We start from the raw sequence: 26,664 nt of genomic DNA, 5'->3' as shown, positions 1-26,664 counted from the left end.
TTCATTGGCAATCAGCGACAGTTGGCTAACGACTCAGTTAGCAAAAAGAAAACTCAGTATAACCAAATTTGCAGGTCTTCTGTGGGTGCTAGATGCCAGAGGCGTGGCGTATTTGCCGGCGCTAGATTGGCTGGTGGTGTCAGATTTGCATTTAGAAAAGGGAAGCTACTTACGAAGTTATGGTAATCCGCTGCCAAGTGTAGACTCTCAAGCAACCCTTAAGCGCCTAGCGCTTATTATTAAAGATTATCAGCCGGCAAGAGTCATTAGTTTAGGCGATAGTTTTCACGACAAGCACAGTATGGCTCGAATGACAGCTGAAGACCGCGCCTTTCTATGCAATTTAGTATCGCAAGTGACACAGTGGAGCTGGGTAGAGGGCAATCACGATCCTGACTTGCCGGAGGGCATCCCCGGCGAAGCTTGTGAGGAGATACATCTTAATAAAGAAGGAGCTTACGATGTGGTGTTTCGTCATGAGCCCGAAGCTGGTTTAGAAAATAACTTAGGAAACAACACAAAAACTGGCAATAGAGCGCAAATTATTGGTCATTTTCACCCTAAAATGCGAACCGCAATCTCACGCAGGCGATACTCGGGAAAGTGTTTTATATCAACGAGTCAGCTATTTGTTATGCCAGCCTTTGGTCAATTTACCGGCGGCCTCGACATCGAGGATGAGGTGATGCTGTCACTGCTGGCAAAAAACGAAAGGAATACATTTATGATGTACGACGGTATTATTTTTAAAACATAGCGTTTAAAGCATCGCATTTAAAACGCAGCATTTGTACACCACAGGCTCGACAAAAATGGGGTCAGATTACAATTTAGAAGCTGCTGCTGCTTTGAAAAAATGCACTCTGACGTCCATTTATTTCACTCTGCCCCCCATTTATTTGGGTTAGTCGCGCCAGCGTCTTGTTAGGTCATCATAGGCATCTATGCGACGGTCACGGAAGTAAGGCCAAATGCGCTTAACCTGCTCGGTACGTTCCATATCAAGCTCAACTGATAGCGTAGTTTCACCATCTGCCCCAGCCTTTGCCAGTATTTCACCCTGGGGGCCTGCTACAAAGCTCTGCCCCCAGAACTGAATACCTGGGTCGCCTTCAACAGGTGACGCTTCAAAGCCAGTACGGTTGGCTACGATAACCGGAACTGAGTTAGCCACAGCGTGCGAGCGCTGAATGGTTTCCCACGCGCCATGTTGACGGGCGCGCTCCTCGGCAGTGTCGTTCACATCCCAGCCAATTGCGGTGGGATAAAACAACAAGTCTGCACCGGCCATTGCCATTAGGCGCGCCGCTTCTGGATACCACTGATCCCAACACACTAGTACACCCAGCTTTCCAACACTTGTTTGTATGGGTTCAAAGCCGGTGTCGCCCGGTGTAAAGTAAAACTTCTCGTAAAAACCCGGGTCATCAGGGATATGCATCTTGCGATATTTCCCGGCAATCTCCCTACTTCTATCAAAGACGACCGCAGTATTGTGATAAAGCCCTGAGCCGCGCTTTTCAAAAAGAGAGGTAACCAAAACGATATTGTGTTTTTCAGCGAGCTCACCAAAAAAGTCTGTCGCCGGTCCTGGAATTGGCTCTGCTAAATCAAAGGCGTCGGTGTCTTCTTGCTGGCAAAAGTATAAGGTGCTGTGCAGCTCTTGTAGCAAAATGCATTCACAACCTTGCTCGGCAAGTTTAGCCACTTGCTCGGCACTTTTGTTCCAATTTGTCGCTTTGTCGTTATCGCTTACAGCCTGCTGCACAAGGCCCACTTTTAACTTATTTGGGGGCATGTAGTGATACTCCTTTCCTTAATGTCTCAATGATGTCGTCTTTCAGCGTATTTTTTGGCACTTGCATAGAAATGCAGTGCAAACTGCCGTATTGCTTTACGAGTACACGACAATCAATTGGTTCAACAATGTAATTTGGAAACGCTTTCTGAATAACATTAATCGCTTCCCTGTCTTCGTCTTGCCCGTAAATAGGGAGCAAAATAGCGCCGTTGCAAATAAGATAGTTAGCATAAGAGGCGGGTAATCTATCGCCGTCCTCGTTGTTGATGAGCGGCAGCGGTAAGCGGTACTGCTGATGCTCTGGAAGTGCACAGGCGCATTCGTCGCAAAGTGCCTTCAACCCTTCAAAGTGACTGTCATCAGGGCGATTATCACACGCTTGAATGACTAGGCCTGTATTAGGCGTAAATCGCACCAACGTGTCTACATGACCGTCGGTGTCATCACCTTCAAGATGCCCGTGTTGTAATACGGTAACCTTGCTACATCCCAATATATCGCTGAACGCATCAGCATAGGAAGACAACGGCATATCAGCATTGCGTTTTGGGTTTAACAAACATTGTGCAGTGGTTAGCAAATGCCCTTGATCGTCAATTTCAAGTGCGCCGCCTTCAGCAACAATAGGGCTGCTTCTCAATACTGATTTACACAGAGCGGCCAGGTATCGCTGATTGGCAAGATTGTCGTCTTCAGCGTTAAATTTGTTGCCCCAGCCGTTAAAGCGAAATTCCACTGGCGAGCCGTTTTTGTCGCTATCTAAGCAGGTTATAAACCCATAATCCCGCACCCAGGTGTCGTTATATGTGGCAGGTACAATTAATACCTTTGCATCAGGTGCAAGGCGCGCCGTGAGGTCGTCGATATCGGCGGGTGCACAAAGTAGTATTACCCCTGCGTTATATCGGTTTATTGCAGTTATGACGTTGAGATAGGTGTCTCTGGCTTCTTCAAGCCATAGTGCCCAGTCGGTCTGGGCATGAGGCCATGCCAGCATGATAGCGTCTGCATCATGCCATTCTGGCGCCATAGTGCGTGTGCCCTGCATAGTTCATCCAAGTAAACAGTGAAAGGCTAAGTATAACTGTACCGTGCAGTCCCACCAACACTCCGTCTAATAAATTTACGGCATTGGCTACATGTTACAAAAAGCATCTAACACACTATTTTTCTCGTTATTCTGAGCCTTTGCATCATTTTAAATGCCTACCGCCATTTAAATGCAGGGTTTGTCCGGTGATGTAGCCGCTGTTCAGTAAATAGTGCATAGCTTTTACTGCTTCTTGTGCACCAGGTACCGTTTCAAGTAAGGATTTCTTTAATGCCTTCTGTTTGTAGGCCTCGTCATCACCTTCATTAAACATGAGAAGGGCAGGGGCAATGCTATTTACCTTTACGTGGGGAGCTAGTTTTTTTGCAAAAGAGAGCGTTAAGTTGTGCAAAGCTGCTTTGCTGGCCGCATAGGCCATATGTTTTTCACTGCCCGTATCCTGTACATAGTCTGTCATGTGAATAATGTCGCTAAAACCATCTTGATTTGAAAGCGAATGGGCTAAGGCGAGATTAATACGGTAGGGTGCGAGAGCGTGGACATTCATCATGCGGTTAAACAAGCTGTGCTTATCGGCATGGTCTTTTTCTTGTGCCCAATCGGAGGCGTTGTGAATGATTGCGCGATAGCTTTCGCTTGCTGCCTTAATATCATCAATTGCTCGATCAATAGCCTGCTCAGTGCTAAAATCTGCATATATAGCGGTTGCGCCCTTGTCTTTGAGTTTTTCTATTGTGGGTCGCAGTGTTCTGTAGGTTACGACAACGGCATTACCCTCTTCGAGCAAGCTGTCTGCCATAGCCAGTCCTAATCGCTGACTAGCGCCTGTAATAAGTATAGGTGAGGTCAATGTGTTTTCCTAAATAGTTAATATGTAAGGGAATACGTAAATAGTGTGCCATTGGTACATAACTTGGCAACTATATTAAAAAAAAGTCATTTACTGGCCTAGTCGATCTGTAACGCATTGATGTGCGTAGAAGTTAAAAAAAGAAGTCATATACGGATAATCCAATGTTAGCAAAAGAAGCGGTAATTGTGCGCGACGCACTCGATCCCTCTATATCTGAATCAGCGCAGCGTGTACGTAACGTATTAGAAGCGAAAGGCTTAGAAACGCCCATGGTGCCTAACGGTCTAAGCGATGAGCAAAAGCGCACGCGTATTGCCAGTGCCATGCGCGACGTAATGGAAACGCTAGGTCTAGATTTGACGGATGACAGCTTGTGCGACACGCCTACGCGCATTGCAAAAATGTATGTGAATGAAATTTTTGGTGGCTTAGATTATAGGAAATTTCCTAAAATCACTGCCATTGAGAACAAGATGCAGATTGACCAGCCTGTGCAAGTGTCTGACATTAGCCTAACCAGCACGTGCGAGCATCATTTTGTGACTATCGACGGAACTGCGACAGTGTCTTATATACCAAAAGATACTGTTATTGGTTTGTCCAAAATAAATCGTCTTGTTAGCTTTTTTGCCCAGCGCCCGCAGGTACAAGAACGATTAACACAACAGGTACTCGTGGCTATACAAACGCTAGCAAGAACAGATGATGTGGCGGTGTCTATTAACGCTACGCATTATTGCGTGAAAGCGAGAGGCATTAAGGATACAAACTCGTATACTAAAACGTCGGCGCTAGGCGGTGAGTTCCTTACTGATAAGGACTTGAAACGCAGCTTCTTTTCATAGCAAGCTTGTAAAGCCAAGTTAAAAAGAAACCTTAAAAAAGGTTTAACGCTAGATTTCAGCACTAGTTTTATCAGCAACACCCATAAATAATACAAAAGGCCGCGTAGTTATTGCTCCATAAGAGCGTTAACTACGCGGCTTTTTTCATATTTATACTATGAATACAGTTTTTGAATTTGTCTTTTGAATTTATCTGGCTCGAAAATCGGGGTCTAAGGCGTCAATGACCAAGTTTATCCTTCCGCCAACGCCATCAGCGGGTGTTAAGCTCAAGTGTTTTTTACAGCCACTGCAGGAATCAAATTGTTCGGTATACATGTCTTTGAGTATACCAATTTGAACCGTGTTCGTTGCCCCACAATGTGGGCACATATATTCCAATCCGCTTTCGCCATGCATAATTTTTTCTTTCCCCATAATGATGTCCATATTTCACGCTTTGCGTGATACTTCCGTTGCGTACTCAGTTTCCCGAAGCACAAAAATTGCGTGATGAATCAATCTTCAAAAGCTTAAAAGTGAAAAACTACTTTGACGGTGGCGCTTCCTAGCGCAACGTCGGTAAACTAAGGCTCTCACTAAACTAAAGTATAGTGGTATTGGTAATATTTGCCTTAAAAAGTCATTAAAAAAAGGTAAGTGTTTGCTATATATAATAATAAAAACGCAGCAGCGTTGACTGCTGCGCCCTTATTGTACGCTCAATGACAGTTAATGGGGCGAATAAGATAAAAATACTTTTTATTGCGTAATCCAAAGCTGTTGGAAAGGGCGAAGTGTGACTACCGTCTCATCGCCTTTAAAGGTGCTGTCAGATAGTAAGTCTTTACACGATGTGCCATTTAGTGTTCTTAGTATCTCACCATCAACTTGCTGCACGTGTTCGCTGAAGTTACTTATTACTAATAATTTCTCGCCGTTTTCATTTTCTCTTAAAAATGCAAAACAGTGGTGATTGCTAGCTTCTAAAATGTATGTGCGCGCCTTACCAAATACAGCGTGGGTTTTGCGAATTGCCAACATGTGTTGAAGGCCTTTAAATACCTTTAAACTCGCATCTTCTTGAGGACTTAGCGTACGCTGTACTTTTTCCATGGCCAGTGCAGTGTCTTCAGGGGTAACGGCTATTCTATTTACCCAGCGGTCGTCGTGTTGCTTAGTTACGTCATCGCGATAGCTGTAGTCATTAAGCTTTGCAATCTCATCGCTTGAGTACAATAGCGGTATACCACCAATACTGAACGTAATGCCGTAAAGTAACAACATACGGTTGACGGCTTCCTCAATACCCTTCGCATCGTTATTTTGTAGGGCACTTTCCAGTCCGCACAGAGACGCGAGAGACCCACAAACGCGACAATCGCCATTTGATGGGTTTTCTGCAAACGGCACGCCGTTAGCAAAACTGCCTTCAAAGCGTCCGGTAAAAAATTGGTTTAAGAAAAAGCGGTGATCATTGCCGTTAATACCAAGCTCTTGTGCCACATCATCGTCGAAGGTCCATCCAATATCATCATGGCAGCGAACATAATTCACCCAAGTGCAATTATCAGAAATAGCAAAGCTCTTTTGCATTGAGCGAGTCAGTAGTCTGGTTTTTCTGGTTGCTAGGCTATTCCAAAGCAGTGCCATAAGAAGTGGATTATAAGACAACTTACATTCGTCTTCGCCAATATATTTATTGACTTCATCGGGATGCACAATCGCTTCAGATTTAAATACCACCGCAGGCGCCGCTATTTCTAAACAGCAATTAAACGCTTGAATTAAAACGTGGGCCTTGTCTTGGTTTTCGCAATTAGTCCCCATTTCTTTCCAAATAAATGCAAGGGCATCTAGGCGAAGGGCTGCAGAGCCTATATTAGCTAAAAACAGCATTTCAGATGTAATGGCATTAAAGACTTCTGGATTACTGTAATTCAAATCCCATTGGAAGCTGTTAAACGTAGTCCATACCCATTTTTGCATCTGTTCATTGAAGGTAAAACTCCCTCGACGAACCTGAGGAAATATTTCCCTTAGCGTGGTCTCGTATTGGTCGGGTATGGTTCTATCATCATAAACGTAGTAATAGTTCTGATATTGCTTTTTACCCTCAAGCGCTGCCTTTGCCCAGCGATGCTCGTCAGAGGTGTGATTGAACACAAAATCGAGTACCAGGTTAATTCCCTCTTTGAGCAGAGCATCAGCAAGCTTTTCTAAATCTGCTGTGGTGCCAAGCGTAGGGTTTACCTTGCGATAATCAGACACAGCGTAGCCACCATCGCTGTCGCCCGCAGGCGCATCGTAAAGTGGCATTAGGTGAAGATAGGTAATACCTAGTGCTTTGTAATAAGGAATTCGGTTGTGTAGGTCGTTAAGGGTAGGGCCCATTAAATCAACATAACACGCTAAACCTACTTGTTTTTCGTCGCGATACCATAGCGGTGATTTAAGCCTGTTTTCATCAAGCTTTTTAAGGGCGGGTTTTCTTTTCTTAACCCCATCTCTTAACGTTTCTACTAATTTTTGTAAATGGTAGTAACAATCGTATTGGTGGCCATACACATAAGTGTATTTTTCGAAGAGCGAAGGAAAATGCGCTTCAAGACGTTGGGTGAATAACGTCGCGTCCTTCTTCGTTAGGCCTGATAGATCGGTAGACTCCAAGATGCGGTCTAGGCAAACACTAACGTCAGCGGCATAGTTCATAGATGGCTCCAAATTGTTACGCAAATCCGTTTTTTCTGTTGCGTTAAAAGAAAGATAAGAATTAACAAGTTTACAGGGATTTTAAATTCTGTTAACTTTTATCTTAAACGATTAAGTTATTTTATCAAATAAACTTACACATTTGTTCATCAAATAGTCTAGTACATCTAGATAGTGACGGGCGAATAACATAAATTAGCTTGGTTTTAGGCTCTAATAGCAGTATTGATGCGAGACTCACTATGTCCAATCAGGATCAAAATAGCAGAATTATAAGATGGTTAACCTACCTGATGTTTATGATGTTCGCCATGACATCAGATTCGGTAGGGGAAATTATAAAGGAAGTGAAGGTGGCATTCTCTGTCACTAATGCACAAGCAAGCCTTATGCACTCCCTTCCCATGTTGGGCATAGCGTTGTCAGGCCTGTTTTTGGGCTTTTTAGCCGATAAAATAGGTAGAAAGCCAACTATTATTATGGGTTTAGCCATTTTTGGTGTGGCGTGCTACAGCTTTTTGGTTGCTGATGATTTTTTGCTTATTGTAAGTTTGATGAGTCTATCTGGCGTCGCTGTAGGTGTATTTAAAACCGGCGCGCTTGCGCTTATAGGCGATATTTCCTCATCCACAAAACAGCATACTTCAACGATGAACGGTGCCGAGGCATTCTTTGGCGTTGGCGCAATCATAGGGCCGTTAATCGTCGCTTACTTAATTCATCAAGGAGTGGCGTGGCAGTGGCTTTATGTGATTGCAGGTGGTGTATGTACTGTATTAATTGTGGGTGCACTATTTGTAAAATACCCAAATTATACCCGTGAAAAAAGTGAGAAAGTAAAGCAGGTTTCAGTACTGCAAAGTCTAGCGCTTATAAAGAATCCTTACGCCTTTGGCTTTTCGGTAGGCGCATTTTTATACGTAGCCGCGGAAAGCGCAATATATGTGTGGATGCCTAGCTATTTAGTATGTGATGCCTCTACACTTCGAGCAACTTACGACTGCTACACAGAAGGCTTCAGCCAAACCTTAGCGATTTACTCGGTAACGGCGTTTTTCATTTTACGCGCTGCGGGTCGCTTTGTTGGTATCTGGATGATGTCGCATTTTAATTGGGCACTTGTACTGATGTTATTTAGCGGCGGCATTGTGCTTTGCTTTGGTGCCGGGCTGATGGGTGGCAAGCAGGTAGCGCTCTACTTATTTCCGTTAACGGGTATTTTCATGTCGGTTATTTACCCTACCTTTAATTCTAAAGGAATAAGCTGTTTTCCCAAGCACCAGCACGGCAGTGTTGCGGGAGTTATTCTTTTCTTCACTGCCGCAGGTGCGGCAGCTGGACCTTTTATCATGGGGTTGGTGAGTGATGCTAACGGTGGCGACGCTAAGTACGGGTTTATGGTTGCTACGGCATTTGCCGCTATTTTATTCATCGGCATGGTGTATAACTTTGTTAAAAACCCAACGCAAAAACGCCTAGCCGAAATTGAAGCGTCTGAATACAGCAATTAGCGCCGCAAGTTAGAGCCTCAACAAAACGGCAACATGGATATTATGAAACACCCCCAGTCATTGGACATTCCAATAACTGGGGGTGTTTTCATTTGGCCGTTTCTATTTGCGCAGACACTTCACGTTACCCACACGCTCTAGAGTCCTCATTTTATTGTATGTCGTTTCAATGTTGTTTATCCTCGGAACATCTCAATTATTGACGTATTTTTTTCACCTATGGACGAACTCAAGCAAGCCCAAGCACTCTACGATACCCTGGTAGAGTTTGCAGTAACCTACAGTTTCCAGATGTTTGGCGCTTTGGTTATCTTTTTGGTGGGCTGGTGGTTATCGGCAAAAATAGGTGGCGTTGTCGAGCGCGTGATGATCAGCCGAGATATTGATATTACGCTAAGTCGCTTCACAGGAGGCGCCAGCAAACTGGTTATCCTCGGCATCGTTATCATTATTGCGCTAGGCAATATCGGAATAAGCGTTACGCCGTTAATTGCGGCCATAGGTGCTGTGGGTCTTGGTGCTGGACTCGCCATTCAAGGAATGCTTGCGAACTATGCGGCGGGCTTTACCATTATCATTACGCGTCCTTTCGTTGTTGGCGATACTATCAGAGTGCAGGGCGTCTCGGGGGTGGTAGACCAAGTAATGCTGCCTTACACCCTGCTTATCGATGAAGATAATGTCACTATTCAAATTCCTAATAAACTGATTGTGGGGGAAGTGCTGCATAACTCTGCTGACAACATGCTTATTGAACTGTCTGTTGGCGTAGCCTATTCAAGTGACGTAGACCGCGTGCTTTCAGTAGTGACAGATGCAGTGACGTCGGTAGACGGTGTTCCTTCGGACAAAACGCACTCTATTGGTATAGACAATTTCGGCGACAGCAGTATTAATATTGGCATACGGGTGTTAGCTCCTTCAAAGCGCCATTTTGAAATTCGGTATGCACTGAATAAAGCCGTGTTCGACGCCTTAAAACAGGCGGAGATAGAAATACCCTTTCCTCAACGTGAAGTTAAAATGCTATAGCTTGCTTGGCCTACTTACCTTAAGAATGCGGTGTTCTTTTGTTTGAAACAGCACGGTTTAAAACAGCACGGTTTAAAACAGCATGATTTAAAACAGCACGGCTCAGGACAGCTATGTTCAAAACAGCATTGTTTATGACTGTTTAAAATACAATTGCTCAGAACTGTATTGTTAGGGCTTCATTGTTTAGGGCATGATTATTTATGGCATGATTGTTTAGAGTGCTACCTCATAGAGTTCTAACGGCAAGCCGTCGGGGTCTTGGAAGAAGGTAAAGCGCTTGTCAGTATATTCATCTACGCGAATGGGTTCACATTCTACGCCTTTGTCCGTTAGTTTTTGGATGGCCGCATCTAGGTCATCTACTTTAAACGCGAGGTGTCTTAACCCTTGCGCTTCAGGCCTAGAAGGTCGAGTTGGAGCACTCGGAAACGAGAACAATTCAATTTGACTGCCGTCGGCAAGTGCAAGGTCACATTTGTAGGAATCTCGGGCCTCGCGATAATTTTCCGCTATAACGCTAAACCCTAATATCTCGGTATAAAACTGTTTTGAACGCGGGTAGTCACTACAAATAATAGCAACGTGATGAAACCCGTTTAGCATAGCAAACCCCTTTGCGCGAAGAACGCGCTAAGTATGTAATGAAATACAGCGGCGTTGACCACAACGCCACTGCGTTGTGGCTTTGGTGTTATGGAACTTCCTGGCCGCGAGCGGCTTCTACAAGCGCATACCAATGCTCACGCGATAGCGTAAGGTTATCCGCTTCTTTGCATGCTGCTAGTCTTGCAAGATTGGTCGTGCCAAGTACAGGCTGTATTTTAGCGGGGTGCCTCATAAGCCAACCTAATACAATAGCTTCTGGGGTAGTTTGGTACTCACTCGCTAATCGTTTTACGAGTTCTGCGGTGTTCTTGTCAGTGTTATTATTTGTGGTGGCACCTGTGTAGCGACCCTGGGCAATGCTTCCCCATGCTTGCAGTTGAATATTGTTTAGCATGCAGTGTTCAACCGTACCCGATGCATAGCCAACTTGGCGATTGGCAGTGCTATTGGTGGTTATGCCGTCCTCTACCCACTCTCTAAAGCCTAAGCTCATTTCGAGCTGATTGGCCACAATAGGCGTTGATAGCGAAGATTGTAGGTACGCTATTTGATGTCCGTTCATATTAGACACGCCAATGTGTTTAATCTTACCTTGCTGTTGAAGTGACGCCACACATTCAGCCACCTCATCAAGCTCCATAAGTGGGTCTGGTCGGTGAAGAAGAAGCACATCAATTTGCTCGATATGTAGACGGGACAGAATTCCCTCCACCGATGTGTTTATCCATTTTGCCGAGAAGTCGTAGCGCTTAGGACCTAAGTCATCTTCAAAACGAATAGCGCATTTTGATTGGATAATCATCTTGTCCCGTAACGTGGGCGATGTTTTTAGCACCTCACCGAAGGCTTGCTCTGCTTTTCCAAACGTATAGATGTCTGCGTGATCAAATACGTTGATGTCTAGCTCTAACGCTTTATTGATAATGGCATGTGTTTCGTTTATGTGGTCTGACGTTACTGGGTTGTTGTTCCAGCCACCGCCTAGGCCCATGCAGCCGTAAACGAGTCTGCTGGCAGATGGGAAATGTGCTTGCATGCCCTTATTAGCATGGCTTCTCAAATCGGAACTCATATCGTTACTCAAAGCGTTTCCTTTCAAAAGTGCGTTCTCCAAAATATGCTTTTTAACCCTCATCTTAGAAAAAGGTGTTCTTCAAAAAAGCTGTGACGTATAGACTGTGTCGCATCAGTTACAATATCGCTGTTGCAGGCCTTTTAAAAGCGACGTATCAATAAATAAAGTGACGGCATTAAAGCTAATGCTATGAATACGTATGAAATTAGGAAATTAGTATGCGCTTTCTACAAAAACTAACACTTGTTACCTTTCTTTGCGTGCTGCTATCGAGCTGCACAAGCGTACCCGATGGCGTGAAGCCCATCACCGGTTTTAATCTCAACAAGTACCTTGGGCAGTGGTATGAGCTTGCCCGTTATGATCATAGTTTCGAAGAAGGGCTTTCCCGTGTTACGGCTACTTACTCTATGAGAGATGATGATGGCGTGAAGGTTATCAACCGCGGTTATTCGGAAGACGCTGGTGAATGGGAGGAGGCAGAGGGTACCGCTTATTTTGTCGATGAGCCCACCACAGCACACCTTAAAGTGTCATTTTTTGGGCCATTTTACGCCAGCTATATCGTGATGAAGCTTGATAAGGAAAATTATCAATACGCATTAGTAACCGGCCCAGATAGAGAATATCTATGGTTGCTAGCGAGAACGAAAACATTGCCAGATGCGACCATCGCAGAACTAATGACGTTTGCTGAAAATGCGGGCTACGACACCGACAAACTCATATGGGTAGATCAAAATACAGCACTTTAGGGGGTAACGTTAGACAACAACTTTAGAAAATAACGCTAAAAGGACCTGTTGAAGTTCACCTCGAGAGAGGGCGTGTTGATGAGCAATTTATGCTATTATTGCACACAGTTTATTTTTGAGATGTAAATTGTGCTTCAAGACGCCGTTATAACCAGAGCTGATCATGCTTGCGAACTATGTAAATCCACCTCTGATACTGAGGTTTACATGGTACCTGAATCACCAGACGACACCGCAGGGTGCGCTATTTTAACCTGCGATACTTGCCGTGCTCAGTTAGAGGGTGAAGCAGAACTTAACCCCGTGCACTGGCGCTGCCTTAACGATGCTATGTGGTCGACAACGCTTGCGGTGCAGGTGGTTGCCTATAGATTGTTGTCTCGATTAAGCACCGAAGCGTGGGCGCAAGATGCACTAGATATGATGTACCTCGATGACGGTGCTATGACCTGGGCCGAAGCTGGCCTTATAGAGCGCGATGCCACATTAGATAGTAATGGCACTGCGCTTGAAACCGGCGATAACGTACATCTTGTTAAAGACCTAAACGTTAAAGGTGCTGGGTTTACTGCGAAGCGGGGTACACCGGTAAGGGGGATCAGCCTTTGTGATAACCCGTTACATATTGAAGGCAAGGTCAACGGCACCCGCATCGTTATTATTGCGGCATACACGAAAAAGTCATAGATAATACATTTTACCACTGGCGCAAAGCACGTTAGAGCGCTTATGACCGAGCTCTTATGTATGTGCATTTAGCGCTGAGGGTTTTATGACATAAAGACCTCAGTGCATAGAAAATTTAAGTACTCAGTAAATTGTAGTAATACCAAAATCCTGAAAAGTAATGAGAGAATTAGGCATGCAAACGTTAACCATCACTACTCCTGACGATTGGCATCTTCACTTCCGTGATAATGAGATGCTAGCTGAAACTGTTCCTGCTACGGCACGATGTTTTCAGCGCGCCATTGTAATGCCTAATTTAGTGCCCCCAGTGGTTAATGCTACAATGGCGATGGACTACAAAGCGCGTATTGATGCAGCGCGTCCTGCCGGCAGTAGCTTTGAACCTCTAATGACACTGTTTCTCACTAACGAAACATCACCACAAGATATTGTCGATGCGAAAAATGCAGGGGTAACTGCGTGTAAGCTTTACCCCGCTGGAGCCACCACTAACTCCGATGCTGCAGTGAAAGGGATTAAAGCCTTGTATCCCGTATTTGAAGCCATGCAGAAGCAAGGTTTACTGCTACTTATTCACGGAGAAGTGACAGAAAATCACATTGATATTTTTGACCGTGAAAAGGTGTTTATCGATACCCATTTAACTCAAATTACCGCTGCTTTCCCTGAGTTAAAAGTGGTGTTTGAACATATTACTACAGCAAACGCTGCAGAATTTGTGGCGCAGTCCAATGAATTTGTGGCCGCGACTATTACGCCTCAGCATTTATTACTTAACCGCAACGATTTATTAGTAGGCGGTGTGCGTCCACATAATTATTGTTTACCCGTATTAAAGCGAAACACCCACCAGAAAGCGCTAAGAGATATGGTCGCCAGCGGGAACAAGAAGTTTTTCCTAGGCACCGATTCAGCGCCTCATGCCAAACACAAAAAAGAGAATGCGTGTGGTTGTGCAGGGTGTTACAGCGCGTGGTCTGCCATAGAGCTATATGCTGAAGTGTTCGAGCAGCTAGGAGCACTAGACAAGCTTGAAGGATTCGCCAGCCACTATGGTGCAGACTTTTATGGTTTGCCTCGCAACACAACAACGATGACCTTAGTGAAAGAAAATTGGGATGTACCCGAGCAAGTGACCTTGGCCGATGGCACTGATATGGTACCGTTTTACGCGGGTCAAACACTGCAGTGGAAGCTTAAATCAGCTTTCCAGTCGGCGTAGCACTTAGCGTAATATTTGCGCTATAGCGACAATTTCTTTTTATACTTAAACACGCGACCTTGGTAATAGTACTACCTGTTTAAGAAACAGTGGTAGTAGCAGTTATAAAAGCTGTTATGAAAACGGTTATTGAAAAACCGCTCGCGTGTTTTTAAATTATCATGGGCCTTCCGTTTTTACCTCCTAATTACCGCTAATGGTCAGTAAGAATGCCACTAGCGAGTGGTAAAAACGTTAAATAGGGCCTTTGAATCTCCCCATTGGATAGAATAATGACAGTTGAAACGATTAAAGACCTTGATATAAACCCCGCAGTTGTAAAAGCGCTAGACGCTCAAGGCATTCACCAACTGTCGCCTATTCAAGCGCAGTCTTTACCTAGTGCCTTACAAGGCAGGGATATTATTGGCCAAGCGCAAACGGGCAGTGGCAAAACCCTGTGTTTTGTTATTCCTGTGCTGGAAAACATTGATGTTAATGACTTTACTACTCAAGCATTAGTCTTATGCCCAACGCGAGAGTTAGCCGATCAGGTCGCAGAGCAGTTTAGGCAGGCGGCAAAGCAAATTGGTAACGTGAAAGTGACAACTCTATGTGGCGGTAAACCCATGGGGCCGCAAATTCAGTCCCTTAAACACAGTCCGCACGTTATCGTGGGTACGCCAGGGCGAATTATGGATCACGTAGAAAAACGTCGAATTACACTAAAAAATGTGCGTTTTCGTGTGCTTGATGAAGCTGACAGAATGTTGGATATGGGCTTTGAGGATGACTTGCGCGTTATTTTCTCTCCTATGTCATCTAAGGTACAGACACTGTTGTTTTCTGCCACCTTTACTGAACAAATTGAGCGTGTAGCTAATCAGTATTTACGAGACCCTGTGTCGTGCAAAGTGGAATCTCAAGACAACAAGCCAGCAATCACGCAGCTTGGTTACAACGTGCTAGAGCACACTCGGGTTCAAGCCCTAAAAGCGGTGCTGACTCATTACCAGCCTAAAAACGCCATTGTGTTTTGTAATCGCAAGGTTCAGGTAGCTGAAGTGGTAGAGGAGCTTGTAGAAGAAGGTTTCAGTGCAGCAGGCCTAAAAGGTGATATGGAACAGCATGAGCGCACCGCTGTACTTATGCAGTTCGCCAGTGATTCACTGCAGGTTTTAGTTGCTACCGATGTGGCTGCCAGAGGACTGGATATTGATGATATCGCGTGTGTCATTAACTACACCGTAAGTGAAGAGCCAGAAGTGCATATTCACAGAATTGGCCGCACTGCACGAGCAGGGGCAGAGGGCATGGCCATTACGCTAATTAGCGATGATGAAGAGAACTCGCTACGAAAAATTGAGGTGCTGCAGCAAGAAGACATCCCCCTTAAAGGCGCGCAAAGTCTTCGTTTTCATAAAAACAAAATTACCCAGCCAGAGTTTACCTGCCTGTCACTTAGCGCGGGTAAGAAACAAAAGCTTCGCCCTGGCGACCTCCTTGGTGCATTAACCAAAGATGCAGGTATTCCAGGTGATGATATAGGTAAAATTGCGGTACAAAATAGCGCAAGTTTTGTCGCAGTGAAGCAGCGCAGCGTGAAGCGTGCAATGACCCAATTTCGCGAAGGCAAAATAAAGGGCAAGCGCATTAGAGCTAAAAAGCTATAACGCTGTAATGGAAAAGTGATGGACAAAGCTCAAGCAAGTTAAAACAAGAGTGAGAAAAAAGGGGCGCCTGTGAAGACAGGCGCCCCTTTTTAATTGGTATAATGCTTACCAAATTTTCACGCGGTCTGCTGGTGCAAGATACAGTGCGTCTTCTTCGGTTACGTTAAATGCTTCGTAGAAGGCAGGTACATTCCGAACCGCGCCGTTAGTACGAAACTGAGCCGGTGAATGGGTATCGGTTTGAACTTGGCTTCGCAACGCTTCGTCGCGGTACTTACTTGCCCACACTTGGCCATACCCTAAAAACACACGCTGGTCGCCGGTAAAACCGTCTAAAACAGGTGCTTCTTCGCCATCTAAAGACAGGTGATAGGCTTTAAGGGCAATACTTATTCCACCCAGATCGCCAATATTTTCGCCAAGGGTATATTCGCCATTAACATGCACATCAGGCAGCACTTCAAACTCGTTATATTGTTCAATAAGGTTGGTTGTGCGGGCTTCAAACTCTGAGCGGTCTTTATCGGTCCACCAGTTGCGCAACACACCATCGCCATCAAATGTTGAGCCTGCATCGTCAAATCCGTGGCCAATTTCATGACCTATAACTGCACCAATTCCACCATAATTAACGGCGTCTTCAGCATTCATATCAAAAAATGGCGGCTGAAGAATTGCTGCAGGAAATACAATTTCATTTAGCGGCGGATTGTAATAAGCATTCACGGTTTGCGGCGTCATACCCCACTCGTGAGTCCATACCGGGCCGCCCTGTTTCTTCAACATCTCTTCATAAAGTACATCAGAAGAGCGCTTTAAGTTGCCAAATAGGTCACCGGCTTTTACCGTAAGTGCTGAATAGTCCTTCCACTGATCTGGATAGCCAATTTTCACGGTAAATTTTGATAATTTATCGAGGGCTTGTTCGCGAGTTTCATCAGTCATCCACTCAAGGTTTTCAATACTACTTTTATAGGCAAGAAGTAGGTTGTTCACCATTTCCATCATGCGTTCTTTGGCTTCAGGCGGAAAGTGCTGTTTCACATAGACCTTGCCAATTAGCTCACCCACATGGGCATTCGATAAGTTTACTGCACGTCGCCACTGAGGCTGCTGTTCTTCAACGCCGCGAAGTGTTTTGCTGTAAAAGTTGAAGTTTGCTTCATCAAGCTCACTATTCAATCGACTTGCTGATGCATTGAGCAGTCCCCACTGCAGAAAGGTTTTCCAATCATCAATAGAGGTTTGCTGAATAACACCATCGATATTTTGCATATAGTCTTTTTGCAAAATTCCCAATGCCTCAATGTCGCTTATATCAGCGCTTTCTAAATAGCTCGACCAGTCAAAGTTAGGCATGAGTTCGCCAAGCTCTTCAATGGTCAACTTATTGTAATTGGCCGCGAAGTTTCTCGCTTGCTCTTTCTTCATATGTAACTTTGCAATACGAGTTTCTAGCTCAAATAACATTTGCGCGCTTTGTTGTGGTGCGTTGAAATCGGCCAGTTCGAACATAGTTTGAATATGTTTTACATAGGCATCACGCACAGTCTGCGAGGTTTCATCGTCTTTGAAATAGTATTCGCGCTCTGGTAGCCCAAGCCCCGATTGCCAGGTATACATAAGGTACTGTTGTGGCGATTTTAAATCGGGATATTGAGTAAGGCTAAACGGCGCGCCGTAACCATACCGAGCCGCATAGGCAAAATAGGCCGCAAGATCTGAATAATTTTCGATGTTCGCAATTTTATCTAACTCAGGGGTAAGCGGTGTGACACCCAGTGAGTCTCGGGTGTCAACATCCATATAGGCGCGATAGAAATCACCGACTTTTTGCTCGTCGCTACCCGCTTTGAAGTCGCCTTCTGCCGATGACTTTATAATGTCCATCACATGGTCTTGTGCTTCATCTCGTAATATAACGAAGGCGCCATAGCTAGATTTATCGGCAGGGATCTCGAAAGTATCGAACCATTTCCCGTTTACATATTGAAAAAAGTCATCGCCAGGGCTGACACTCAGGTCCATATTTTCAGTGATGATCCCCGAAGACAGCGTTTCATTTTGTACTTCGGCAACGATATCGGTTTCTGGTACCGTGTTTTGCGGGCTACATGCCGCTAATGCAAGTGCAACACTTAAGCTTAATACGTTACGTAACATCTTTTGCTATGTCCTTCTTATTAAAATGTAGCACTGCTTTGTATTACCTTTCTCTACGTGTTGTAGGCCTACTTTATTAAGCGCTATACAATGTAAAGCTATGTAATGGCGATGCTGTGCCGTTGTTTTGTGTGGCTATTAATCCTATTCAAAAAAGGAAAAACCGCTCACTTATTAGAGGTTTGAAGCATCTTTTAGCATGAAGGTACCATTAGCAAAAGTATTTATAGTGAAAATACACAGGTTGTAACAACTTGTAATGGCTAATTGGTTATAGTGGATGCCTAGTTAGAACTTAATGAGTTAGAGCTTGCACGCTCATCAGTTTGCTTAATCGAGGACATATCATGAAGCCATTCAACTCAGCACTATTTGCCTCAGTCTCGCCCTGCGAATATGCCGATGCACTCTCGCGGGACCAATTTATGGGCTACGAGATAAAGCCGTTATGGGATGGAATGGGTCGCATTGCAGGGCCTGCCTTTACGGTAAAATGTGCTCCGGGCGATCACCTTATGCTGCATGCTGCAATTTACCGCGCCCAACCTGGCGATATAATTGTGGTTCAAGCCGATGATCAATTTGCTGTGGCAGGTGGGAATGTGTGCGCTATCGCCCAAGAAAGAGGTATTGCTGGCTTTGTCATCGATGGCGTGATTAGAGATATTGCAGAGACGAGGGAAAATAAGTTTCCAGTTTTTGGGCGTGGAGTTGTGCCAAAGCCAGGCGCCAAGAAATGTATAGCGCCACTCAATGAGCCTATTGTGTGTGGCGGTGTTACCGTTAATGCTGGCGATATCATTGTGGCTGATGAAGAAGGTATCGCGGTTATTCCACGCGCTGAATCAGAAGAGGCCTTTAGCATCGCAAAAGCGCGGGCAGACAAAGATTCGTCAATGTCGTTAGCTCAGTGGCAAAAGCAGCACAGGGAAAAAGTCGAAACAACACTTACTGCCCTAGGTTATAAAGATTAAGCCCAGAGCAGTTCATATCGATAACGTTAATACAGCCACGCGTAGCTAAATTTCATAAACACAGCTTGCTCTGTTCGAAAAAGCCCGGGTGTTGCTTCATCTGCAAATGCAGAGTCTCCATAGCCAATGAACAAGCGAGACAAGGGGTTAATCATGTAAGAATACACTAGCTGTGTACCCATATTGCGTTCTCTGGCATCTACATTTACCAGATAATTATTGGGGTTTCTTCTTACATCTGAGTAAATAAGCGCAAGGCGGAGAAACTGTTTTGCGTCAAATTGATAGCTCATTCGAAAATCAGATAAATTGGCGGTAAACAGCATCTCGTTGCTTACGTCAATACGGTTGTATTCATGGCTAATTGAGGCTTCTAAATGCTCACCAATATTCAGAGTTATTTGGGGCTCAAGCAGAATTTGATCGCCCAAGCGATTGTTGCGTAAATCAATTCTATCGCCTATTCGGGCAAAGTTTTCAAAGTACAGGGTTCGGTTTGGTCGCGCTTCAAAATAGAATGAAAACTGCTCCTCGGTAAACCGGGTGGTATTACCGTCGATGGCAAGGCTTGCGCCGTTTTGGCGTAATCCAACTCGGTCTCGCTTCACCCATTGGAAGTTGAAATACGATTGATAGGCTGCGTTCATCTCTATCTGCGCCTGAACTTCTCGTTCTATTAACTCGCCATTGTCATTGTGAGTGATATCCCAGTCGCCACCAAACTCTAGACGGTTCCACCACGCATTATCTTTCCACCACAACAGCCCACCACCGAGTACCGATTTGTGTCTATCTACATTACTTTCAAAACCCAAGTCGGCGCGAAAGTCAGACTGAGTGCTGGTTCTGTTAGCAATGACATACCATTCTCTTTCTTCATGGCGGTAATCAATCTTGTAGGTACTTCCAGAGAACGCGTCTTGTTTGTCTGTTCTCAAGGTAGTTTCGGTAACATCTTCTTGATTCTCGCAACTGCCTCGACAAAACTGTGAGGCAAGAGCGTCAGGGTATTGGGTGTCAGAGCGAAGCAATTGCGCACGTAGAGTGTCACTAGGTGTAATTTGATAGCGCACGTCAACACCGGTGACTAGGTTGTGGTATTCATCAGCGTGTCTACCTGTAAATATAGAACCAACAGACAGGGTGTCGGAAATATCATAGCGATAGCGCGCAGCAAGGTTTGTACTGCCTTGTTCGAGCTGCGCAACGCTTGAGCCCAAATTCCCTGGAACAAGGAACGTGGTAGTTTCATCGTTTGCCAGCAGTAAACCAAAGGTATGGTCGTTAATTCTGCCAGTAAGTTTGCTGCCAATATCAGGAGCGCCAATGTTGCGGGTGTACACCAAGTCGTACTGAGTGCTGAAAAAGTCGGCGTTCTCCACAAAAAACGGACGTTGTTCAGGAAAGAAAAGTGCAAAAGGGTTGTTGATCCCAAGCTGTCCTGCGTCGGCCTCTACTTGTGAAAAGTCTGGGTTAATCGTGGCTTGAAGCAGCATGTCAGAGGTAATGCCCCAGTTTATATCTACTCCCACTTCTTGATTGTTGCCGTATTCCCATTGCTCTGGGGTTGCTGGCGTTCTACTGCGAGCGGCCCCGGCTACGGCATAGGGAGTAATTGAGAGGTTCTTCCCTTGCTTAGCACGACTAAAGCCTTCCATTTTTCCCATTTGGCATAAGCTACACGCGTTATTGCGATCCACAGGGCGGTTCGAGATACGCAGGTTGTTATCTCTTGGGTAAAAGCGGACAAATTCTGCGCGCCATTGCTTAAGCCCATCAATATCCAGAAAATTCATAATGCGAAACGGCAGCGCGATTTCTACGGTATAGCCTTCATCGGTGATTTTTGCTTCAGCGTCCCAAATTGCATTCCAACTGGCGCTTTCGCTGCGCGTCATTTGGTTTTCAATAGAGTCGGTTTGTATGCCGTGAGGGTTGACAAAAAATTGATAAGAGAGACGACTATCGCCGAATGTATCCAGCTTAACGCCTACCAAGTCGTTATCCCACACGCTATCGCGGTCGCGAAACAATGCGCGTATTGCAGAAGGGTCATCGTCAAATGCAGTAAAAGCGATATAAATCATATCGCCATTTTCGAATATTCTGGCGATGGTTTTTACTGGTGGGGCTGTGTTTTCAAATGGGCGAGTCACTACATTTAGCGGTATTTCCTTAGCCCGCTGCCATGCTTCATCGTCTAAGATACCGTCTAACGTAATCGTCTCTGAAAGATAGGGAACAACGATAGTGTCAAAGGTACGGGCCTCGTTAGGAGAAGTAGTCTCATCAACGTTGGTAGAGCCGCTATCTGAAGAGAATGGCTCAGCCGATTGAGTGGCAGATTCTGTAGTGTTTTGAGTAGCAGATTCCGTAGCGCTCTGAATCACCACGGCTACCGGTTTGTTGTCTTCTTTTGTTTGTTGGCTATCCTGCTGTGCTGAATTACCTTCAACAGCATTGCCAGAAAATGCTAGAGCAAGCAATAAAACGAGGCAGCACGAGCGCCAGTAAAAACCGATGCAACGCAGAGGTGCCTTATATATCCAAGTGTCCATTTTTTTAAACGTCTTTTTTGTTGTTATAGTTTTTATGTAAGAAGTATGAAGCATCCCGTTAAATGTCAAAAGAATGTTAATCGCATATAACAGGAAGCTTAACGAAAGACTGATAGCAAAATACATGCTCAGTCATTACGCCCTTTATCCACTCTATCTCTAGTGATTTTCATCAAGGAGTTAATTAATTGACTGAACATATCGTGTAGAATTGCGTACTCACCTCAACGTAAATCTTAACGCCGAGATGCAGTACGCATCTGGCGATTCAATAACAAAAAGAGTTTTTGCATGTTTTCTTTTTTTGAAAGGCTCACACAGCCTTTTCCAGATACGCCGCCCACGCAACCGCCTAAGGGGTTAGTCGCATTTTGTAAGTACTACACGAAAGGCATGTGGCATATCATCCTGACCGTTTCGGTGTTAAGTGCCATAGTGGCGATGTTAGAAGTGGCGCTATTTGGCTTTTTGGGACAGCTTGTCGATTGGTTTTCAGAGCAAAGTCGAGAAACGTTCTTAGAAGAGCAGAAGTTTACGTTGATCGGAATGGGGCTAACGGTTCTTGTCTTTATTCCTGCATTTATCTTTTTGCGTTCATTGTTCTCTCGCCAATCGCTGATGGGCAATTACCCTATGCGAATAAGGTGGCAGGCCCACCGATATTTACTCGGACAAAGTCTTACCTTCTTTCACAATGAGTTTGCCGGTCGCGTGGCCACAAAGGTAATGCAAACCGCGCTTTCCGTGCGAGAAACAGTCACCAAAATGCTCGATTTGTTGGTGTATATCAGCGTTTATTTTATCTCTATGGTGGTGCTGGTATTTAGTACTGACTGGCGATTAGCGCTTCCACTAGTGGTGTGGTTCTTTGTGTATATTGGTATTTTGCGGGTACTCGTACCAAAGCTAAAAGCGGTTTCACAAGCGCAAGCCGATGCTCGCTCATTAATGACTGGGCGGATAGTCGACAGCTACACCAATATCACCACGGTTAAACTTTTCTCTCACAGCCGCAGAGAAGCAGACTATGCCAAAGAGAGCATGGACGGCTTTTTGCAAACGGTGTATCCACAAATGCGCCTTGTTACCATTCTTGAATTCTGTGTTGAGATGGCAAACGCCATTTTGATCTTCACAATAGGCGCGCTATCAGTATTTCTTTGGTTGGAGCAGATTGCGACCCCTGGAGATATCGCCATTGCGGTTAGCTTATGCTTGCGACTAAACGGCATGTCCCATTGGATAATGTGGGAGGTGTCTGGGTTATTTGAAAACCTAGGAACAGTGCAAGACGGTATGAATACCCTTGCGCAGCCAGTAGCGGTTAAAGATAAGCCCCATGCCGATGCATTGAACGTAGGCGGCGGTAAAATTCATTTTGATAATGTTAACTTCTCTTACTCAGGTGCAAACAATCAGCCTATCGATGTGTTCAGGCAATTAGATTTAACCATTAAGCCCGGTGAGAAAGTAGGCTTGGTAGGTCGCTCTGGTGCAGGTAAATCCACACTCGTTAATTTATTGATGCGTTTTTACGATACGCAAAGCGGGCGAATCGTAATTGATGGTCAGGACATTACTGAGGTTGGGCAAGAAACACTGCGAGCTAAAATCAGTATGGTGACCCAAGATACATCACTGATGCACCGCTCAGTGCGTGACAATATTCTGTACGGACGCACCGACGCAGGCGAAGCAGATATGATTAAAGCGGCGAAACAAGCGGAAGCCCACGACTTCATATTAACTCTTACTGATAATCAGGGACGCACAGGGTACGATGCTCACGTTGGAGAGCGCGGTATTAAACTGTCTGGCGGGCAACGACAGCGAATAGCGATTGCCCGTGTGCTATTAAAAGACGCCCCAGTGCTCATTTTAGATGAGGCGACATCGGCGCTAGATTCAGAAGTTGAAGCAGCCATTCAAGCCTGTTTAGATAAAGTGATGGAAGGAAAAACGGTGTTAGCTATTGCTCACAGGTTATCAACCATCGCCCAAATGGACAGATTACTAGTGCTAGACAAAGGTCAAATTGTTGAGCAGGGCACCCATAGCGAGCTAATTGCTTATAACGGTATTTATGCCAAGCTGTGGGCGCATCAAACGGGTGGATTCATAGGCGTGGAATAACCCACGCCCCGTTAGCGATATGCACAGTAGGAGGGGAATAAACCGCTTGTAACTTGAAAGTGGTTAAGTATAATACGCGTCCCTCCCTTGCGATACCGCACTTTCCTTCGAAAAGACGCACAAATCACAAGGGTAGTGTAAGCAAATTTTAAGAGTAAAAACGCCACAGGGGTGTAGTTCGAATTGGTAGAACAGCGGTCTCCAAAACCGATGGTTGGGGGTTCGAGTCCCTCCACCCCTGCCAAATTATTAACTTGCGCGTGTAACGCAAGAAAACGACGCTGTAGTGCTAGGATCGTGACATGAGCGAAAAGACGGAAAATCAGTCCAACGGGTTGGACATGTTTAAATGGGTAGTGGTTTTTGCACTACTTGCAGGGTTGGTTACTGCCAACACAGTATACGGTGAACTTTCGGTATTATATCGCGCTCTTGCAGCGGTAGTTGTTGCTGTAGTGGCTGGCTTTATTGCTGCATCTACAAACAAAGGTAGTGCGTTTTTAAGCTTTGCTAAAGAGTCACGTACTGAAGTACGCAAAGTAGTATGGCCTACACGTCAAGAAGCTAACCAAACCACATTGATTGTTTTGGCTGCAACCTTGGTTATGGCACTTATTTTATGGGGACTAGACGGGATCATCGTTCGTGTAGTTGGCTTTATAACGGGAATCGGAGCATAACGTATGTCTGAAGAAGAAATTAAAAAGAGATGGTACGTAGTACAAGCATTTTCTCAGTATGAAGCTCGAGTCAAGAAAACCCTTCTTGAATACATCAAAATGCACAACATGGAAGAGCACTTCGGCCAAATACTTGTGCCAACAGAAGAAGTTGTTGAGATGCGCGCTGGTCAAAAGCGTAAGTCTGAGCGCAAGTTTTATCCTGGTTACGTGCTAGTCGAAATGGCAATGAATGAAGATTCATGGCATTTAGTGAAAAGTGTTCCTCGCGTTCTTGGTTTTATTGGTGGCACTTCAGACCGCCCAATGCCAATTACTCCTAAGGAAGCCGATGCTATCTTAAACCGTCTTGAAGAGTCGGTAGATAAGCCTAAGCCGAAGACATTGTTTGAGCCAGGTGAAGTGGTACGCGTTACAGACGGTCCATTTGCCGACTTCAACGGTGTGGTAGAAGAAGTAGACTACGAAAAGAGCCGCGTAAAAGTATCGGTACTTATCTTTGGTCGTTCTACACCGGTAGACCTAGAGTTCGGTCAGGTAGAGAAAGGTTAGTCACTAGGCATATCATGTAAAGCCCGCTTTTAGCGGGCTTTTTTTTGCCCAATTTTTATTTGCACAACGAGTCAAGTTAGCCTAATACTAAAGTATAGTTAATAAGAAGAGGTCAACGCTATCGATACTTTAGAGCAGCGCATTGCGTGTAAACAAATCGACATTGATGAAGCGTCCTTCTATCAAACTATCTTATTAGAGCTGGAAACGCTCATGGAAGATGTTATTGGCACCGAGGAGTCAAAAGGCTTCGTAGGTATGGTCGCGGACCATGTTGGAGCCATGTTTCATGAAAAATATAAAGCTCAGTTAGGTAACGAGAGAATGTCTCCTGAAGTCATCGCACAGGTACTTGTGGATTTAAAACGACGGATAGGGGGCCGTTTCAGTGTTTCAACCATCACTCCCGATACCATTGTATTGCAAAATTCATTATGTCCATTTGGAGTCAATGTGGTCGGTAAGCAGCCTCTTTGCCATATGACTGCGAATGTATTTGGTAAGATAGTTTCCTCAGAAAATGGTTATGCTGCTGTAGAGTTAAATAAAACAATCGCTAATGGAGATGGGCATTGTCACGTTGTCGTGCATCTTAAGCCACAACAAGATCATAAGGATGTTGCTCATGAGTACTTTGGCGTCCAGTAGTGTTCCTTTTGAAAGCACTGATGAAAATACTGACACCCAACAGGCTGATACCAGCAAGCTAGGCATAGCATCTATACTGGCAAACGTTACAGAAGCTGCCGTTGTTACGAACCTAAGTGGCAAAATTGTTGGCTATAATAGACAACTAAATGACGTAGTGCCTCATATCCATGATGCTCATTGCATAACAGACCTATTTACTCTTTCTTCTAAGTCGCTTAATACAACATGCCTCACCAATATCGGGGATACCGTCGGACGACGTTCAGGCAGCTTCCCAATTCAGCTAACAAGAATTCATACTGGCGCTGAAAGTCAGCCGTCTATTCCCACTTTTGTTTCTATGCTTAGAGCGCCAGACACGAGGTTACCCGCTGCATTACTCTATAAACTGGATGAGCATATTTTGCGGTTTTCTATGCGACTTCGGCAAATACACATTGCGAAGAAAGAACACGCAAGGTATGCCAAGCAAGCGACTCTTAATGCGATAACCGACCCGCTGACAGGGTTAAAAAACAGACGCTTTGTACAATCATTTATGGATTTGCAGTGGCATGGGCAATTTAGAAAAGGGGAAGATTCTGTATTAATCCTGTTCGATATTGATCACTTCAAGCAGATAAACGATACACACGGCCACCCAGTAGGGGATGAAGCGATAAAAGTGTTTGCCGATTGTTTATTGTCACAGGCACGGCCCACAGATGTTGTGGGCCGTTGGGGAGGCGAAGAGTTTATCGTGTTGTTGACCAACTGTTCTTGTGAACAAGCGCGAGTGTACTTAGAGCGGGTAATGACGCATATACGTTTACTGAAGGTACCATGTGACCAAGGACACATATCGATGACGGCGAGCGCCGGGTACTGCGCTTTTTCCCAGGCGAAAAGTGTAGAACATTCCTTCACGCAAGCAGACACAGCACTATACGCGGCTAAGTCAAATGGCAGAGACAGATACAAAAAAGCCAGTGCTTAAGAAATCCGCGCCATCACATTTAAATAGTTAAGCTATTTGTTCTTGCACTTTTCAAACATTTAGGCCCTATTTGCGATTAAGATCGTTTTTTAATCACGTAGGGGCTTGCATAGCAATTAATCAGCCCTTATAATGCGCGCCCTTTTAAACGGAAACGGGAAGCCAATTGAGCAAATATTCTCTGTATTTG

Annotated in this window: 23 protein-coding genes and 1 tRNA gene; 15 read left to right on the top strand and 9 right to left on the bottom strand. The window is 44.9% G+C overall.

What is annotated here, in order from left to right; genetic code table 11:
- Positions 1–4: 4 nt before the first annotated feature.
- Positions 5–757: a ligase-associated DNA damage response endonuclease PdeM gene (gene pdeM / locus GTQ48_RS06790; protein WP_163105794.1), complete on the top strand. Its 753-nt coding sequence runs from the start codon at positions 5–7 to the stop codon at positions 755–757.
- A gap of 147 nt (positions 758–904) precedes the next feature.
- On the opposite strand, the gene GTQ48_RS06785 is transcribed toward pdeM, so the two are convergent.
- From GTQ48_RS06785 to folM, 3 genes are all read right to left on the bottom strand, one after another.
- A complete protein-coding gene (locus GTQ48_RS06785; protein WP_163105793.1) occupies positions 905–1,798 on the bottom strand; it encodes a carbon-nitrogen hydrolase in 894 nt (297 codons plus the stop codon).
- Positions 1,785–2,849: an agmatine deiminase family protein gene (locus tag GTQ48_RS06780; RefSeq protein ID WP_163105791.1), complete on the bottom strand. Its 1,065-nt coding sequence runs from the start codon at positions 2,847–2,849 to the stop codon at positions 1,785–1,787. Before GTQ48_RS06780 ends, GTQ48_RS06785 begins: the two co-directional genes overlap by 14 nt.
- Before the next feature lie 145 nt (positions 2,850–2,994).
- Positions 2,995–3,702: a dihydromonapterin reductase gene (gene folM / locus GTQ48_RS06775; protein ID WP_163105790.1), complete on the bottom strand. Its 708-nt coding sequence runs from the start codon at positions 3,700–3,702 to the stop codon at positions 2,995–2,997.
- Between the two features lie 164 nt (positions 3,703–3,866).
- Between folM and folE the strand changes: the two genes are divergently transcribed.
- Positions 3,867–4,550 (top strand): GTP cyclohydrolase I FolE, encoded by a 684-nt coding sequence (folE, locus tag GTQ48_RS06770; protein WP_032097730.1) that lies wholly within the window; start codon positions 3,867–3,869, stop codon positions 4,548–4,550.
- Positions 4,551–4,739: 189 nt separating this feature from the next.
- Here the strand turns inward: folE and GTQ48_RS06765 are convergent, their stop codons facing one another.
- Both GTQ48_RS06765 and GTQ48_RS06760 read right to left on the bottom strand, forming a co-directional pair.
- Positions 4,740–4,979: a hypothetical protein gene (locus GTQ48_RS06765; protein WP_163105788.1), complete on the bottom strand. Its 240-nt coding sequence runs from the start codon at positions 4,977–4,979 to the stop codon at positions 4,740–4,742.
- Positions 4,980–5,291: 312 nt separating this feature from the next.
- Entirely contained in the window at positions 5,292–7,241 is a 1,950-nt protein-coding gene (locus tag GTQ48_RS06760; protein ID WP_163105787.1) for an alpha-amylase family glycosyl hydrolase, read from the bottom strand.
- Positions 7,242–7,534: 293 nt separating this feature from the next.
- Here GTQ48_RS06760 and GTQ48_RS06755 point away from each other — a divergent pair, with 293 nt between their 5' ends.
- Both GTQ48_RS06755 and GTQ48_RS06750 read left to right on the top strand, forming a co-directional pair.
- The gene (locus GTQ48_RS06755; RefSeq protein WP_163106144.1) at positions 7,535–8,752 is read left to right on the top strand and encodes an MFS transporter; all 1,218 of its coding nucleotides are present in this window, start codon (positions 7,535–7,537) and stop codon (positions 8,750–8,752) included.
- Positions 8,753–8,971: 219 nt separating this feature from the next.
- Complete coding sequence (locus GTQ48_RS06750) at positions 8,972–9,784, top strand: mechanosensitive ion channel family protein (RefSeq protein ID WP_163105786.1); 813 nt, start codon at positions 8,972–8,974, stop codon at positions 9,782–9,784.
- 216 nt (positions 9,785–10,000) lie between these two features.
- Here GTQ48_RS06750 and gloA2 read toward each other — a convergent pair whose 3' ends face one another.
- Together gloA2 and GTQ48_RS06740 are read right to left on the bottom strand one after the other, a co-directional pair.
- Positions 10,001–10,390: an SMU1112c/YaeR family gloxylase I-like metalloprotein gene (gene gloA2 / locus GTQ48_RS06745; RefSeq protein WP_032097734.1), complete on the bottom strand. Its 390-nt coding sequence runs from the start codon at positions 10,388–10,390 to the stop codon at positions 10,001–10,003.
- Between the two features lie 88 nt (positions 10,391–10,478).
- Positions 10,479–11,429, bottom strand: a complete 951-nt coding sequence (locus tag GTQ48_RS06740) for an aldo/keto reductase (RefSeq protein ID WP_163106143.1) — start codon at positions 11,427–11,429, stop codon at positions 10,479–10,481.
- A gap of 257 nt (positions 11,430–11,686) precedes the next feature.
- Here GTQ48_RS06740 and GTQ48_RS06735 point away from each other — a divergent pair, with 257 nt between their 5' ends.
- From GTQ48_RS06735 to dbpA, 4 genes are all read left to right on the top strand, one after another.
- Positions 11,687–12,223, top strand: a complete 537-nt coding sequence (locus tag GTQ48_RS06735) for a lipocalin family protein (RefSeq protein ID WP_163105785.1) — start codon at positions 11,687–11,689, stop codon at positions 12,221–12,223.
- A gap of 207 nt (positions 12,224–12,430) precedes the next feature.
- Positions 12,431–12,910 carry a PhnA domain-containing protein gene (locus GTQ48_RS06730; protein WP_163105784.1) on the top strand — a complete coding sequence of 160 codons (480 nt, stop codon included), beginning with the start codon at positions 12,431–12,433 and terminating at the stop codon, positions 12,908–12,910.
- Between the two features lie 175 nt (positions 12,911–13,085).
- Positions 13,086–14,135: a dihydroorotase gene (gene pyrC / locus GTQ48_RS06725; protein ID WP_163105783.1), complete on the top strand. Its 1,050-nt coding sequence runs from the start codon at positions 13,086–13,088 to the stop codon at positions 14,133–14,135.
- Positions 14,136–14,407: 272 nt separating this feature from the next.
- Positions 14,408–15,787, top strand: a complete 1,380-nt coding sequence (gene dbpA, locus GTQ48_RS06720; RefSeq protein ID WP_163105781.1) for an ATP-dependent RNA helicase DbpA — start codon at positions 14,408–14,410, stop codon at positions 15,785–15,787.
- A gap of 105 nt (positions 15,788–15,892) precedes the next feature.
- Here the strand turns inward: dbpA and GTQ48_RS06715 are convergent, their stop codons facing one another.
- Complete coding sequence (locus tag GTQ48_RS06715; RefSeq protein ID WP_163105779.1) at positions 15,893–17,950, bottom strand: M13 family metallopeptidase; 2,058 nt, start codon at positions 17,948–17,950, stop codon at positions 15,893–15,895.
- Positions 17,951–18,297: 347 nt separating this feature from the next.
- Between GTQ48_RS06715 and GTQ48_RS06710 the strand changes: the two genes are divergently transcribed.
- Positions 18,298–18,924, top strand: coding sequence for an RraA family protein (locus GTQ48_RS06710; RefSeq protein WP_163105778.1), 627 nt, complete (start codon positions 18,298–18,300; stop codon positions 18,922–18,924).
- A 26-nt stretch (positions 18,925–18,950) separates the two neighbouring features.
- Here the strand turns inward: GTQ48_RS06710 and GTQ48_RS06705 are convergent, their stop codons facing one another.
- Positions 18,951–21,482, bottom strand: a complete 2,532-nt coding sequence (locus tag GTQ48_RS06705; RefSeq protein ID WP_163105776.1) for a carbohydrate binding family 9 domain-containing protein — start codon at positions 21,480–21,482, stop codon at positions 18,951–18,953.
- A gap of 291 nt (positions 21,483–21,773) precedes the next feature.
- On the opposite strand from GTQ48_RS06705, the gene GTQ48_RS06700 reads away from it, so the two are divergent.
- The 6 genes from GTQ48_RS06700 (at position 21,774) to GTQ48_RS06675 (ending at position 26,474) form a co-directional block, all read left to right on the top strand.
- Complete coding sequence (locus tag GTQ48_RS06700; protein ID WP_163105775.1) at positions 21,774–23,615, top strand: ABC transporter ATP-binding protein; 1,842 nt, start codon at positions 21,774–21,776, stop codon at positions 23,613–23,615.
- A 167-nt stretch (positions 23,616–23,782) separates the two neighbouring features.
- Positions 23,783–23,859, top strand: a tRNA-Trp gene (locus tag GTQ48_RS06695).
- Positions 23,860–23,917: 58 nt separating this feature from the next.
- Positions 23,918–24,295 (top strand): preprotein translocase subunit SecE, encoded by a 378-nt coding sequence (secE, locus tag GTQ48_RS06690; protein WP_032097746.1) that lies wholly within the window; start codon positions 23,918–23,920, stop codon positions 24,293–24,295.
- Between the two features lie 3 nt (positions 24,296–24,298).
- On the top strand, positions 24,299–24,847 hold the full coding sequence (nusG, locus tag GTQ48_RS06685) for a transcription termination/antitermination protein NusG (protein WP_032097747.1): 549 nt from the start codon (positions 24,299–24,301) through the stop codon (positions 24,845–24,847).
- A 120-nt stretch (positions 24,848–24,967) separates the two neighbouring features.
- Positions 24,968–25,495: a methanogen output domain 1-containing protein gene (locus GTQ48_RS06680; RefSeq protein WP_338023300.1), complete on the top strand. Its 528-nt coding sequence runs from the start codon at positions 24,968–24,970 to the stop codon at positions 25,493–25,495.
- Positions 25,473–26,474 carry a GGDEF domain-containing protein gene (locus GTQ48_RS06675; protein ID WP_163105772.1) on the top strand — a complete coding sequence of 334 codons (1,002 nt, stop codon included), beginning with the start codon at positions 25,473–25,475 and terminating at the stop codon, positions 26,472–26,474. Before GTQ48_RS06680 ends, GTQ48_RS06675 begins: the two co-directional genes overlap by 23 nt.
- Positions 26,475–26,664: the final 190 nt, after the last annotated feature.

The organism is Alteromonas genovensis, assembly GCF_010500895.1.
GTDB lineage: Bacteria > Pseudomonadota > Gammaproteobacteria > Enterobacterales > Alteromonadaceae > Alteromonas > Alteromonas genovensis.
Note: the sequence above shows the minus strand (reverse complement) of the source record. Positions and strands in the feature narration are given on the sequence as shown.

Bases quoted from the DNA above. Each gene is read 5' to 3' on its own strand.
- GTQ48_RS06785 (WP_163105793.1), bottom strand. From the start codon at position 1,798: ATGCCCCCAAATAAGTTAAAAGTGGGCCTTGTGCAGCAGGCTGTAAGC.
- GTQ48_RS06780 (WP_163105791.1), bottom strand. From the start codon at position 2,849: ATGCAGGGCACACGCACTATGGCGCCAGAATGGCATGATGCAGACGCT.
- folE (WP_032097730.1), top strand. From the start codon at position 3,867: ATGTTAGCAAAAGAAGCGGTAATTGTGCGCGACGCACTCGATCCCTCT.
- GTQ48_RS06765 (WP_163105788.1), bottom strand. From the start codon at position 4,979: ATGGACATCATTATGGGGAAAGAAAAAATTATGCATGGCGAAAGCGGA.
- GTQ48_RS06760 (WP_163105787.1), bottom strand. From the start codon at position 7,241: ATGAACTATGCCGCTGACGTTAGTGTTTGCCTAGACCGCATCTTGGAG.
- GTQ48_RS06755 (WP_163106144.1), top strand. From the start codon at position 7,535: ATGTTTATGATGTTCGCCATGACATCAGATTCGGTAGGGGAAATTATA.
- GTQ48_RS06750 (WP_163105786.1), top strand. From the start codon at position 8,972: ATGGACGAACTCAAGCAAGCCCAAGCACTCTACGATACCCTGGTAGAG.
- gloA2 (WP_032097734.1), bottom strand. From the start codon at position 10,390: ATGCTAAACGGGTTTCATCACGTTGCTATTATTTGTAGTGACTACCCG.
- GTQ48_RS06740 (WP_163106143.1), bottom strand. From the start codon at position 11,429: ATGCAAGCACATTTCCCATCTGCCAGCAGACTCGTTTACGGCTGCATG.
- GTQ48_RS06735 (WP_163105785.1), top strand. From the start codon at position 11,687: ATGCGCTTTCTACAAAAACTAACACTTGTTACCTTTCTTTGCGTGCTG.
- GTQ48_RS06730 (WP_163105784.1), top strand. From the start codon at position 12,431: ATGGTACCTGAATCACCAGACGACACCGCAGGGTGCGCTATTTTAACC.
- pyrC (WP_163105783.1), top strand. From the start codon at position 13,086: ATGCAAACGTTAACCATCACTACTCCTGACGATTGGCATCTTCACTTC.
- dbpA (WP_163105781.1), top strand. From the start codon at position 14,408: ATGACAGTTGAAACGATTAAAGACCTTGATATAAACCCCGCAGTTGTA.
- GTQ48_RS06715 (WP_163105779.1), bottom strand. From the start codon at position 17,950: ATGTTACGTAACGTATTAAGCTTAAGTGTTGCACTTGCATTAGCGGCA.
- GTQ48_RS06710 (WP_163105778.1), top strand. From the start codon at position 18,298: ATGAAGCCATTCAACTCAGCACTATTTGCCTCAGTCTCGCCCTGCGAA.
- GTQ48_RS06705 (WP_163105776.1), bottom strand. From the start codon at position 21,482: ATGGACACTTGGATATATAAGGCACCTCTGCGTTGCATCGGTTTTTAC.
- GTQ48_RS06700 (WP_163105775.1), top strand. From the start codon at position 21,774: ATGTTTTCTTTTTTTGAAAGGCTCACACAGCCTTTTCCAGATACGCCG.
- secE (WP_032097746.1), top strand. From the start codon at position 23,918: ATGAGCGAAAAGACGGAAAATCAGTCCAACGGGTTGGACATGTTTAAA.
- nusG (WP_032097747.1), top strand. From the start codon at position 24,299: ATGTCTGAAGAAGAAATTAAAAAGAGATGGTACGTAGTACAAGCATTT.
- GTQ48_RS06675 (WP_163105772.1), top strand. From the start codon at position 25,473: ATGAGTACTTTGGCGTCCAGTAGTGTTCCTTTTGAAAGCACTGATGAA.